Raw genomic sequence first — 11,722 nt, forward strand, 5'->3', positions numbered from 1 at the left:
ATCGGGGGGTGACTTCCTGCACCCCTTGAGAGTCTTAACGTTCTGTGAAGTGCACAATTATTGAGCAAAACAGTTAAGCTATTGATTTTAAACAACAAAAATACTGTCAACGTGAAATCATTCGGTAATAGAGTTGTAAAAAATGAATATTTCCCTTTGATTCATATTCGCCAGATGCTTGTGAATAAGCGCCATAGCGATTCGCGCCAGAGGAATCAAAGAGTCCCTTGGATCACACGTCTGAAAAAGTAAATTTTTTGGTGAAATCGCTTATCGATCAGCGCGCGTTATTGTGGCGTTCGATTTCAACACCGACTGCCGTGACGTCTTCAAACACGTCGAGCTTTTCAACCCTTACGATCACCTTGCGCACGCGCGGATCGGCAAGGCACATATCGGCGAGTTTTTCCCCAAGGGTTTCCACAAGGTTGGTGTGACCATCCTGGCAAATGCGACGGGTACCGACCACCAGATCTTCGTAGCTGAGCACGGTGGTGATGTCGTCATTCTGGACACCATCGCCTTCGAGCACTTCGAGATCAAGATTGATGCGGACACGTTGCGGGGCTTCTTTTTCATGTTCATACACCCCGATCGAGGTGTGAATGATCATATCACGCACAAAGACACGGCGCAGGCTGCCAGCCAGATCAGCATGGGGCAAATCGGCAAATGGCAGTGTCGTAATTTTGGCATCCTTTTTAAGGCCTGCGGTCATATTCCGGTCTTCCCTGTGCTGCTTTCCTGTGCGGTTTCATCAACAGAACCACACATGTCCGGCCCGATGTTTGGCAGCGATTTCTCACTTCACCGCCGGGCATCATTCAACTGGCTTGTCCTCGTCGCCACTGGGCGCCCAATCAAGGTGCTGCCCGCCGTCAAGCGCTAACATTTGCCCGGTGATGGCCGGCGCGGCAAGGAAAAATCGAACCGCGTCGCAAATCTCTTGCGGGTTTGTCCCTATTTTCAGGGGTGTTTTCGCGCATTGCGCATCGAAATCTTCCTGTGTTTGTCGGCTACTAGGCAGTGCCGGCCCCGGTCCGATGGCATTGACCCGAATTTTTGGTGCCAATGCCAGCGAAAGCGTCTGGGTCAGGGTCCAAAGGCCTGCCTTGGACAAGGTATAGGTCATAAAGTGCGGGGTCAGATTCCACACCCGCTGATCAATCAGGTTGATGATCGCGCCCTTGCAGTCATCGGGTAAATACTTGGCAAATTGCTGCGAGAGGATAAACGGGGCGCGCAAATTGGTTTCCATATGCAGATCCCAGCTTTCGCGGGTCGCACTGTTCACATCATCAAATTCAAAGGTCGATGCGTTATTGATCAGAACCCCGATCGGGCCAAGTTGCCCGGTGGCGTCAGAGACCAGACGATGAGTGTCATCCTCGTTGGTCAGATCGGCCGAAACAACACAGGCCTGCCTGCCAAGATCGCGTACTTCGCTGGCCAGCGTTTCGGCATCGTCGCGTGACGAGTGGCAATGCAGGGCAATGTCATAGCCAGCCTGGGCCAGCTCAAGTGTGAGCGCGCGTCCGATGCGCTTTGCCGCGCCGGTAATCAAAACCGTTTTGGGAAGCTGACCTGTCATTGCTGCCTCGATCCGTTTGAAATGTGCGAAGGCGCCTGTCGCCCATCCCCGGCACAGGGGATGACTATGCTACGACAAGTTGGAAGACATAGACCAGATAGGCCGTCACGAATACCACGCCGGTGATCCGCGAAATCTTGCGCAAGGCATAGGCAACGATCAGCAGGGCAATCGTCACCGCCAGCATGATCCAGATGTCGGAATTCATGATCTGGTCAGGAACCGGGATCGGTGCAATCAGCGAAACCCCGCCAATAATCACAAGCAGGTTCAAAAGGTTCGAGCCAAAGACATTGCCAAGCGCAACGTCGGAATGTCCCCTGAAGGCGGCGACAACCGATGCGGCCAGTTCCGGCAAGGACGTGCCAAACGCCACAAGGGTCAGGCCAATGACGGCTTCTGACACGCCAAACTGACGGGCCACCGACACACCGCCTTCGACCAGCCAATCGGCGCCTAGCATCAGGCCGACAATACCGATCAGGGTTGCAATGATCGGTTTGGTCCAGCCTTTTGGCTTTTCACCGATTTCGTCGACTTCTTCTTCGTGCAGATGGGTGGCATCGCTCGGCGCGTTTTTGTCGTGCTTGTAGGTGAAGTACCAGATTGCGGCCAACACACAGAGCATGATCGCCCCTGCCCAGCGTTCGATCGCGCCGAACATGCAAAACCCGATAAACACGGCCGTGCCCAGCAGCATGGTGCCACCATCACGGACGACCGTCACACGCGAGGCCGCAACAGGTTTAAGTAATGCAACCGCCCCCAGAATAAGCAGAATATTGGCGATGTTGGAGCCAACGACATTGCCCATGGCAATGTCGGCTGTATCTTTGAGAGATGCATTCAGCGAGACGACAAATTCCGGTGCCGACGTCCCGGCCGCGACAATCGTCAGACCGACAATGACCTTCGATACGCCCAGCAACAGCGCCAGACCGACAGCACCCCGAACAATGAATTCACCACCCGCGGTCAGTAAAACAAGACCTGCGATGATTTGTATGTAGGGGATAAACTGTTCCAAAATGTCTGCTCGTCTGAAAAGCGATTAAACCGGCCCCTGATCGGGCCCGCGGAAGATGGCATTTGGCAACCCGAAAGGCAAGTCATCTGGCGATGACATTCATCACGTTGCGCCATTCCTGGCTCACATATCCGTCGCCTCAGCGCCATCAGCGAGATTGTTTGGCAGATGGCATGGCCAGACGCCATGGCCGGGCGGGCGTATTTCGCAAATGCTTCAAATTTACCCACGACTGCACGGGTTATTTTCGTTATCCTGTTAATCTCGTTATTTTCAGTTATTTAGGGTCAGGATCCCAGGGTTTTGGTCCGAGCTGACCCCGCAAACTGTTTGACCGCATTCCGGATCGATTTCTGCCATGCATCACAGCGTTCTGTTTGAGCTGTTCCTTATTCTGACTGCGGCAATCGTCGCGGTCCCCATCGCGCACAAGCTGCGTGCGAATTCGATCATCGGTTTTCTGATTGGCGGTTTCTTTATCGGGCCGTTTGGCTTTGGCCTGATTACCGAACGCGAAGACATTTCCACCGTTGCCGAACTTGGCGTTGTTTTCCTGCTGTTCATGATCGGGTTGGAGCTGTCACGCGAACGTTTGCGCGTCATTGGCGGACGGTTTGCCGGCTTGGGCGTTTTGCAGATTCTGGTGTCGATGGCGGCCCTTCTGGGGCTTCTGGTCGTCATGGAATTCCCATTGCCGACGTCACTGGTGATCGCAGGCGCCCTTGCGCTTTCATCAACAGCCATCATCCTCAAACAGCTTTCCGATGACCGGCAGCTCAATACCCGGTTCGGACGTGCGGCCCTTGCCATTTTGCTGCTGCAGGATGTGGCGGTCGGTCCGTTCCTGATTATGGTTCAGGCGGCAGGCAATGCCGGGACGGAAACCAGCCCGTGGATCAGTATCCTGCTTGGGTTTGGCTCTGTGGCCCTGTTGCTGCTGGTCGGACGGTATTTACTGCCGCGTCTGTTTCGCTATATCGCATCGCTCAAGAACCCGGAACTGTTTGCCATTGGCACGCTGTTTGTCGTTCTGGCGGCCAGCACGCTGACCGAGGTATCCGGGCTTTCGATGGCGCTCGGCGCGTTCATTGCTGGTGTGATGCTGGCCGAAACCGAGTTCCGCCATCAGATCGAAGCAGATATTGCGCCGTTCCGTGGGGTGTTCCTGTCGCTGTTCTTCATGTCGGTGGGCATGTCGGTCAATGCCGATGTGGTTTACAACGAGTTCGGCACCATCATCATGTGGCTGGTGTTGTTGCTGGCGATCAAAACGGCTGTACTGTTTGGTCTGGCAAAGGCCATGCGGTTTGAAACGGGCCTGGCGATCCGTGTTGCCATGAGCTTGGCAGCCGGTGGCGAATTTGCCTTTGTGATGTTTGCCCTGGCCGCCCAAAACGGGGCGGTACCGCTCGATCTTGCCGGGGTACTGATCCCGGTGGTCGCCATTTCCATGGCGCTGACCCCGACCCTGATCAGCCTGGGTCACAAGATCGAAGAAAAGCTTCATCCCAAGGAAGAAGACCAGCTTGGCAAGATTGCCGAGGATTCCGAGGGCATTCAGCAGCATGTTCTGGTGATCGGCAGCGGGCGCGTGGGCCGGGTTCTGGCCCGGTTGCTTAAAACCCGGAACATTCCGTTTCTGGTACTTGATAGTGACGCACAACAGGTTTCGCGTGGCCGGGCCGAAGGCCTGCCGGTTTATTTTGCAGACGGATCAAGGCCGGAAACTTTCCGGGCCGCGCACACGGACGAAGCAAAAATTGCGGTTGTTGCCATGGGGAACCCGCACGCGACCGAGAAAACCGTTGCGCTGCTGCGCCAGCATTACCCGCATTTGAAGATCTTTGCGCGTGCGCAGGACATTACCCATATCGGACCATTGTCACGTCATGGGGCGGATGCGGCGATCCCCGAGGTTCTTGAAACCGGGTTGCGCCTGTCGGACCATGTTTTGGCGGCGTGCGATGTACCGCAGGAAGATATTGATGCCGAAATCGCCAAGTTCCGCCGGGCCGACATGCTGTTGATGAACGAACTGGCACCGCGCATGCAGCGCAAACCAAGCAATCCCGACACTTCGGACAAGCCGGCAGAGGAAAAATCCTAAGCCCGACCGCAAGCCGTTACGCCCTTAAAACAAAAACCCCCGCAGCACACCGCTGAGGGGGTTTTTCATGAGATTGTCTATCGAAACCGGCTTAGGCAGCGGTTTCTGAATCCAGCGCATAACCGGCCGCACGGACGGTGCGGATGATATCGCGCGTTCCTTTGACGTCATTCAGTGCCTTGCGCAGGCGGCGGATATGAACATCAACCGTGCGGGTTTCGACATAGATGTTCGGGCCCCAGACGGCGTTAAGCAACTGTTCGCGCGAGAAAACACGTCCCGGATGTTCCAGGAAATAACGCAGCAGACGGAATTCCGTCGGGCCAAGATGGATGGCCTTGCCGTTGCGACTGACACGGTGAGCGGCGAGATCCATTTCGATATCGGAATAGATCAACTGCCCTTGTGGTTGCGCCGGACCGGACCGGCGCAAAAGTGCACGAATACGGGCCAGCAACTCGCCAATGGCAAAGGGTTTGGTGACATAGTCGTCAGCACCGGTATCAAGACCACGGATGCGATCACCTTCTTCGCCGCGTGCGGTGACCATGATCACCGGCAAATCGCGGCTTTCGGGTTTGCGACGGATCTGGCGGCAGACTTCGATGCCCGACATCACCGGCAGCATCCAGTCGAGCAAAACAAGATCGACATGGGTTTCTGCCATGATTTTCAACGCTTCGTCACCGTCCCCGGCTTCGACAACCTGCATCCCCTCGCGTTCGAGGTTGTAGCGCAACATGGTTACGATTGCAGCCTCGTCCTCGACGATAAGAATCGTTGGGTCCATCTTTTATGCTCCAGTGTCACTCATTTGGTTCGACAACAGCAAAGTTTGCTGCGTCGTTTTTTGGCCGGTCAACACCCGGCAGGTCTTCACCCTTGATCCGGTAATAGATCGTTTCGGCGATGTTGGTGGCGTGATCGCCAATACGTTCGATGTTTTTGGCAATGAACAACAGATGGGTCGATGCGGTGATGTTGCGCGGGTCTTCCATCATGTATGTCAGCAATTCGCGGAACAGCGAATTGTACATGTCGTCGACTTCCTGATCGCGTTCCCAGACGCGGTGCGCCTTGTCGGCATCGCCTTCGATATAGGCATCCAGGACATCCTTAATGATTTCCTGGGCCAGTTTGGCCATGTTCGGGATCGCACTTACCGGACGAATCGGCGGGATCTGGTTAAGGACCTGGGCGCGTTTGGCAATGTTCTTGGCCAAATCACCGATGCGTTCAAGATCGTTCGACAGCTTGAGCGCGGTGACAACATGACGCAGGTCATCGGCCATCGGCTGACGCAGGGCAAGGAAGCGCACCACGAAATCCTGAACTTCCTGTTCAAGCACATCAATCCGCTGATCCGACAGAATGACTTTCTCAGCCAGTTCGGAATCGCGTTTGACGATGGAACGGATCGACGAAATCAGTTGGCTTTCGGCAAGCCCGCCCATCTGCGAAATGATGTTGTTGAGGCGAGTCAGCTCTTCGTCGAACGAACTTACAATATGTGTTTTGTCTTCAGACATCTCATCGTTCTCCTGACAGCGCTTAACCGAAGCGACCGGTGATGTAACCCTTGGTGCGTTCGTCCTTCGGGTTGGTAAAGATCTGATCGGTTTCGCCGACTTCAACGAGTTTGCCCAGATGGAAGAATGCGGTGCGCTGTGACACACGCGCAGCCTGCTGCATGGAGTGGGTCACAATCACGATCGTGTAGTTCGAGCGCAGCTCGTCGATCAGTTCCTCGACCTTGGCGGTTGCAATCGGATCAAGGGCCGAGCACGGCTCATCCATCAGGATGACTTCCGGGCTGACGGCAACCGCGCGTGCAATGCACAGGCGCTGCTGCTGACCACCGGAAAGACCGGTTGCCGGTGACTGCAGGCGATCTTTGACTTCCTTGAGAAGACCGGCACGTTCAAGCGAGGTCATGACGATTTCATCAAGCTCGTCACGCGAATTGACCAGACCATGAATGCGCGGGCCATAAGCCACGTTGTCATAGATCGATTTCGGGAAGGGGTTCGGTTTCTGGAACACCATGCCGATGCGCGCACGCAGCTGAACGACGTCAATGCGCTTGTCATAGATGTCACGTCCATCAAGGGTGACTTCGCCCTTGATGGTGACACCGTCAATGGTGTCATTCATGCGATTGAGGCAACGCAGGAAAGTGGATTTACCACAGCCCGACGGACCAATCAGCGAGGTCACCTGTTTTTCGGCGATATCAAGATTGACCTCGTAGAGAGCCTGATTTTCGCTATAGAAAAGATCAAGGTTACGCGCGGTCATTTTCGGTTTTTCGACCGAAGACTCTACCGTCATTGCGCTCTGGGATACAGCAGCCATTTTACCACTTCCGTTCAAATTTTTTGCGCAGATACACAGCCAGTCCATTCATCAGGACGAGGAATGCCAGCAACACCATAATCGCTGCCGAGGTTTTCTCGACAAAGGCACGTTCCGGGCTGTCTGCCCACAGATAGATCTGCACCGGCAGAACCGTTGCCGGGTCAAGCGCCCCGCCCGGGATATCAACAATAAAGGCCACCATCCCGATCATCAGAAGCGGTGCGGTTTCCCCCAAAGCCTGGGCCATGCCAATGATCGTGCCGGTCAGAATGCCGGGCATGGCAAGTGGCAAGACATGATGGGTGACGGTCTGAACCGGTGACGCGCCAAGACCAAGGGCGGCCTGACGGATCGACGGTGGCACCGCCTTGATCGCCGCACGCGAGGCGATGATGATCGTCGGAAGCGTCATGAGTGCGAGCGTCAAGCCCCCGACAACCGGGGCCGATCGCGGCAGATGCATGACATTGAGATAGACCTCAAGACCCAGCAAGCCAAACACGATGGACGGGACTGCTGCCAGGTTGTTGATGTTGACCTCAACAATCTGGGTAAAGCGGTTTCTCGGCGCAAACTCTTCGAGATAGATCGCGGCCAGAACCCCAATCGGGAAGGACAATGCCAGTGTGACAATCAGGGTGTAGAACGACCCGACAGCCGCCCCCCAAATCCCGGCAAGTTCCGGTTCGCGGGAATCGCCGTTGGTGAAGAAGCGGGTGTGGAACTGTTTTTCTACCGCGCCGGCTTCGACCAGTTCGTTATACCAGCTGACTTCCTGATCGTTCAGGCGACGCGAGCCTTCCTCGACATCGGCATCGATATAGCCCTTGTTGAGCATATCGAAGTCATCGCCGGAGATCAGCCAGATGCTGCGCGTTTGCCCGATCAGGCTCGGATTCTCGAGAACCCGTTCGCGCAGGTCATAAGACGCCCCACCCGATACGATGCCATACAGATTGCGCTTTTCACTGCGCGAGGTCACGTCCGGGAAACGATCACGCAGGGCCTGTTTGATCAGACCATCAAAGTTCGCACGCCCGATCACCTCGGGATCACCGGTGCCTTCCGGATCGATCACGGCGGGATCAAAGGTCACTTCGAGCTGGACATAGGTCTGATAAAAGGCGCTGTAGCCTTTTGAGCCGATGGAAAGTGCCAGCGTGCAAAGCGCCAGCAGCGCCAAACAGATCGCAACCAGACCATAGATTTTAAAGCGGCGTTCGGCTGCGTAACGTTTCTTGATGTTACGGGCGATTTTCGGGCTGTCCCAGTCAACCGGCTTGCGCAGATTGTCAGAGATCACTTTGGCCGCAGCTCTGTCTTCCATAAGAGATGCCATATCAGTCATATTTCTCGCGATACTTCTGAACAACCTTAAGGGCAAATACGTTCAGCCCCAAGGTGACAAGGAAAAGAACCAGCCCCAACGCGAAGGCCGAGAGGGTTTTTGCACTGTCGAACTCCTGGTCGCCGACCAGAAGCGTCACGATCTGCACGGTAACAGTCGTCACAGCCTGAAGCGGGTTGACCGTCATGTTCGCAGCAAGACCGGCCGCCATGACAACAATCATGGTTTCACCAATCGCCCGCGAAACGGCCAACAGAACCGCCCCGACAATACCGGGCAAGGCGGCCGGGAAAATCACCTGCCGAATGGTTTCCGATTTGGTCGCCCCCAATGCATAGGACCCGTCACGCAGCGATTTCGGCACCTGCGACATCACGTCATCAGACAGCGAGGAGACAAACGGAATGATCATGATGCCCATGACAAGACCAGCGGCCAGCGCACTTTCCGAACTGACATCGAGGCCGAGCATCGCGCCGTTGTCGCGCAGGAACGGTGCCACGGTGAGCGCGGCAAAGAAGCCATAGACAACCGTTGGCACGCCCGCCAGAATCTCAAGTGCGGGTTTGGCAACAGCGCGAAATTTAGGCGCGGCATATTCGCCCATATAGATGGCCGAAAACAGGCCGACCGGCACCGCGACACACATGGCAATCAGCGTAATCAGCAAGGTACCGACAAACAGCGGAATCATGCCAAACGCCCCCTCGGACGCCACCTGATCGGCACGGATCGCGGTTTGCGGGCTCCATTCCAGACCAAACAGGAAGTCGAGCGGGTTGATCTTGCTAAAGAAATGCAGGGTTTCGAACATCAGCGAAAAGACGATGCCGACCGTTGACAAGATCGCAATCGCCGAACAGACAATCATGATCGCGCGCGAGATGCGTTCAACATTGTTGCGCGCGCGCATATCCGCTTCAATCCGTCGATAGGACAGGACAAGACCGGCAAGCGCAACCGACAGCATGACAACGACCAGCGCCGCATTGGCGATGGTTTGCAAATTGGCAAGTCTGCGCCCGGCATCAACAATTTCCGGCGACACGGTGAGATGTTCACCGCCACCGGCGGCGATCTGTGAAATGCTGTTGAGCGCCAGCGACAGACGACCGGAGTCACCCAGTATTTCCTGCGGCAGGTCCGATATGATTAGAGCTTCAATCACCGAGCCCTGGAACATGTACCAGATCAGAAGCAGCGCCAGCGCAGGAAGCCCGCACCATGCTGCTGTGTAGGCCCCGTAGTGAACCGGCAAGGAATGAAGATTGCTGTGTCGGCCACCAGAAAGGGCAACAGCCCGCTGGCGCCCGAAATAAAAGGACAGCGCGCAAAGTGCGGCAACCGCGAGCAACAGGAAAGACAGGGACATTGTGTTAGATCCGTTCGCCAGTTGAGCCTGCAAAGATCAGGACATGAGGCCAATAGGACAGAAACAATAAACAAATCAAGCAAAGACATAAAGAAACCGGTGGCGACAAAGGCCGCCACCGGTTGAAAGATCGCGTTACATGCTCAGCGGCGAAAGGTTCATCGCTGCATTGCGAACAGCTTCACGCTCTGCTGCATCCATCGGGATGAGGCCACGGTCAGCAAGGTAACCTTCGTCACCGAATGCTTTGTCAGCGGTGAATTCAGCAAGATATTCCTTGATGCCCGGGATGGTGCCGACGTGCGCGTTCTTCACGTAGAAGTAAAGCGAACGGGAAACCGGGTAATCACCAGCAGAGATTGCTTCGAAGGTCGGAGCAACGCCACCGATCAGCGAGCCCTGGAGCTTGTCGCCGTTCTGGTCAAGGAAGGAGAAGCCGAAGATGCCAAGGGCATCGTGGTTTGCTTCGAGTTTCTGAACGATCAGGTTGTCGTTCTCGCCAGCTTCAACATAGCCACCGTCTTCACGAACGCCAGCGCAGACAGCTTTGAACTGGTCTTTGTTGGTTTCTTCAAGAGCGGCGATAACCGGGAACTCTTCGCAAGCTTCTTCGAGTACCAGCTCGGTGAAGGCATCGCGGGTACCGGAGGTCGGCGGCGGGCCGAGAACTTCGATTTTAACGTCCGGCAGGCTCGGATCGATTTCCGACCAGGTGGTGTAGAAGTTATCTACGAGCGACTTGCCGTCTTTGGACGGAACGGTTTTCGCCAGAGCAAGGAAGATCTGTTCCTTGGTCAGGTCAAGCTGCGGTGCATCGTTGGAGTTCGACAGAACGATACCGTCGTAACCAACTTTAACTTCGGTAACTTCCGAAATGCCGTTTGCAGCACATTTTTCAACTTCGGACTTCTTGATGCGACGCGAAGCATTGGTGATGTCCGGATGCTGTTCGCCAACACCGGCGCAGAACAGCTTCAGACCACCGCCAGAACCGGTGGATTCAATAACCGGCGTTTTGAAGGAGGTGGTTTTACCGAATTCTTCTGCAACTGCGGTTGCAAACGGGAAGACGGTGGACGAACCAACGATACGAATCTGGTCGCGTGCTTCGGCAGCGCCAGCAAGGGCAACGCTCATAAGCGCCGCAACAGCAAGAGTCTTCTTCATCATAAATTCCCCAATGGTAGTTCCACTTCGGAACGGTGCAACGATCTGCGAGGCGGACTCTAACGCTGGGTGCTTACGGTATTGTGTCGCTTTTGTTAACGTTATGTGACAACGTATCAGAGTGGTAAAAACAAACGATTTATACTTTTAAAATCAAATGCTTAAGATATTTTCACGCGCACCTGAACATGGCACATTTTCGTTTCAACATGTTGCCTGGCGGCCAATTGCGACAAACTGCAACAAAAACTGTAACAATTACCCAAACCAGCCCGCCCGGCCTGATCGGCATCGCCAAATGGCGATAATTGCCTTCTAGGCCTTTACATGGCTCCCATTACACGCAACTGTTGCGCATAAGGGATCAAGAAATGCCGCGCGCGATTGTGTGCAGCCATAACAGGAGCAAAATATGAGCAACGCCTCACTCGACGAGATTCAGGAACTGATTCAGAAGCTGTCTGGCGAACTCGGAGACATGTCAGAAGCCGCATCGCGCCATATTGACGATCTTCATGTCGCGGTGAACAACGTGGCATCCCACGTTCTGGCAATCGAAGCAGTCCTGACTCAGGTCGCGCAGAAAGTGGATGTCGATGAGGCGGCAGCCGTACAGTGGATTCGTGACAAGACCGCGGCCTATGCCGAAGACAGCAGTGAAAGCTCTGCTGCCGAGGGAATTGTCAAAAGCCTGCTTGGCAACGAAGAAGAATAAGGCGCCATCTGGCGCGACATCCAAACACGGATGGTCT

At 55.1% G+C, this 11,722-nt stretch carries 11 protein-coding genes; 2 read left to right on the plus strand and 9 right to left on the minus strand.

Annotated elements, in window-relative coordinates; translation table 11 throughout:
• Positions 1–277 precede the first annotated feature (277 nt).
• The 3 genes from folB to HED22_RS08340 form a co-directional block, all read right to left on the minus strand.
• Positions 278–718, minus strand: coding sequence for a dihydroneopterin aldolase (gene folB / locus HED22_RS08330; RefSeq protein ID WP_175581164.1), 441 nt, complete (start codon positions 716–718; stop codon positions 278–280).
• 102 nt (positions 719–820) lie between these two features.
• Positions 821–1,591 carry an SDR family oxidoreductase gene (locus HED22_RS08335; protein ID WP_167721055.1) on the minus strand — a complete coding sequence of 257 codons (771 nt, stop codon included), beginning with the start codon at positions 1,589–1,591 and terminating at the stop codon, positions 821–823.
• A gap of 64 nt (positions 1,592–1,655) precedes the next feature.
• Complete coding sequence (locus HED22_RS08340) at positions 1,656–2,618, minus strand: calcium/sodium antiporter (protein WP_167721058.1); 963 nt, start codon at positions 2,616–2,618, stop codon at positions 1,656–1,658.
• Between the two features lie 358 nt (positions 2,619–2,976).
• Here HED22_RS08340 and HED22_RS08345 point away from each other — a divergent pair, with 358 nt between their 5' ends.
• Complete coding sequence (locus HED22_RS08345) at positions 2,977–4,725, plus strand: cation:proton antiporter (RefSeq protein WP_167721060.1); 1,749 nt, start codon at positions 2,977–2,979, stop codon at positions 4,723–4,725.
• 91 nt (positions 4,726–4,816) lie between these two features.
• Here the strand turns inward: HED22_RS08345 and phoB are convergent, their stop codons facing one another.
• The 6 genes from phoB to HED22_RS08375 form a co-directional block, all read right to left on the minus strand.
• The gene (gene phoB / locus HED22_RS08350) at positions 4,817–5,515 is read right to left on the minus strand and encodes a phosphate regulon transcriptional regulator PhoB (RefSeq protein ID WP_167721062.1); all 699 of its coding nucleotides are present in this window, start codon (positions 5,513–5,515) and stop codon (positions 4,817–4,819) included.
• A gap of 16 nt (positions 5,516–5,531) precedes the next feature.
• On the minus strand, positions 5,532–6,254 hold the full coding sequence (gene phoU / locus HED22_RS08355) for a phosphate signaling complex protein PhoU (protein WP_167721064.1): 723 nt from the start codon (positions 6,252–6,254) through the stop codon (positions 5,532–5,534).
• 22 nt (positions 6,255–6,276) lie between these two features.
• Entirely contained in the window at positions 6,277–7,080 is an 804-nt protein-coding gene (gene pstB / locus HED22_RS08360; RefSeq protein ID WP_167721066.1) for a phosphate ABC transporter ATP-binding protein PstB, read from the minus strand.
• Between the two features lies 1 nt (position 7,081).
• The gene (pstA, locus tag HED22_RS08365; RefSeq protein WP_167721069.1) at positions 7,082–8,431 is read right to left on the minus strand and encodes a phosphate ABC transporter permease PstA; all 1,350 of its coding nucleotides are present in this window, start codon (positions 8,429–8,431) and stop codon (positions 7,082–7,084) included.
• Complete coding sequence (gene pstC, locus HED22_RS08370) at positions 8,424–9,803, minus strand: phosphate ABC transporter permease subunit PstC (RefSeq protein ID WP_167721070.1); 1,380 nt, start codon at positions 9,801–9,803, stop codon at positions 8,424–8,426. The genes pstA and pstC overlap by 8 nt, the downstream gene beginning before the upstream one ends.
• 135 nt (positions 9,804–9,938) lie before the next feature.
• Positions 9,939–10,973: a PstS family phosphate ABC transporter substrate-binding protein gene (locus HED22_RS08375; protein ID WP_167721071.1), complete on the minus strand. Its 1,035-nt coding sequence runs from the start codon at positions 10,971–10,973 to the stop codon at positions 9,939–9,941.
• 409 nt (positions 10,974–11,382) lie between these two features.
• On the opposite strand from HED22_RS08375, the gene HED22_RS08380 reads away from it, so the two are divergent.
• A complete protein-coding gene (locus HED22_RS08380) occupies positions 11,383–11,685 on the plus strand; it encodes a hypothetical protein (protein WP_167721072.1) in 303 nt (100 codons plus the stop codon).
• Positions 11,686–11,722 lie beyond the last annotated feature (37 nt).

Origin of the sequence: Thalassospira sp. HF15 (assembly GCF_011806525.1) — a bacterium.
In the GTDB taxonomy this organism is placed as follows: domain Bacteria; phylum Pseudomonadota; class Alphaproteobacteria; order Rhodospirillales; family Thalassospiraceae; genus Thalassospira.

Bases quoted from the DNA above. Each gene is read 5' to 3' on its own strand.
- folB (WP_175581164.1), bottom strand. From the start codon at position 718: ATGACCGCAGGCCTTAAAAAGGATGCCAAAATTACGACACTGCCATTT.
- HED22_RS08335 (WP_167721055.1), bottom strand. From the start codon at position 1,591: ATGACAGGTCAGCTTCCCAAAACGGTTTTGATTACCGGCGCGGCAAAG.
- HED22_RS08345 (WP_167721060.1), top strand. From the start codon at position 2,977: ATGCATCACAGCGTTCTGTTTGAGCTGTTCCTTATTCTGACTGCGGCA.
- phoB (WP_167721062.1), bottom strand. From the start codon at position 5,515: ATGGACCCAACGATTCTTATCGTCGAGGACGAGGCTGCAATCGTAACC.
- phoU (WP_167721064.1), bottom strand. From the start codon at position 6,254: ATGTCTGAAGACAAAACACATATTGTAAGTTCGTTCGACGAAGAGCTG.
- pstB (WP_167721066.1), bottom strand. From the start codon at position 7,080: ATGGCTGCTGTATCCCAGAGCGCAATGACGGTAGAGTCTTCGGTCGAA.
- pstA (WP_167721069.1), bottom strand. From the start codon at position 8,431: ATGACTGATATGGCATCTCTTATGGAAGACAGAGCTGCGGCCAAAGTG.
- pstC (WP_167721070.1), bottom strand. From the start codon at position 9,803: ATGTCCCTGTCTTTCCTGTTGCTCGCGGTTGCCGCACTTTGCGCGCTG.
- HED22_RS08375 (WP_167721071.1), bottom strand. From the start codon at position 10,973: ATGATGAAGAAGACTCTTGCTGTTGCGGCGCTTATGAGCGTTGCCCTT.
- HED22_RS08380 (WP_167721072.1), top strand. From the start codon at position 11,383: ATGAGCAACGCCTCACTCGACGAGATTCAGGAACTGATTCAGAAGCTG.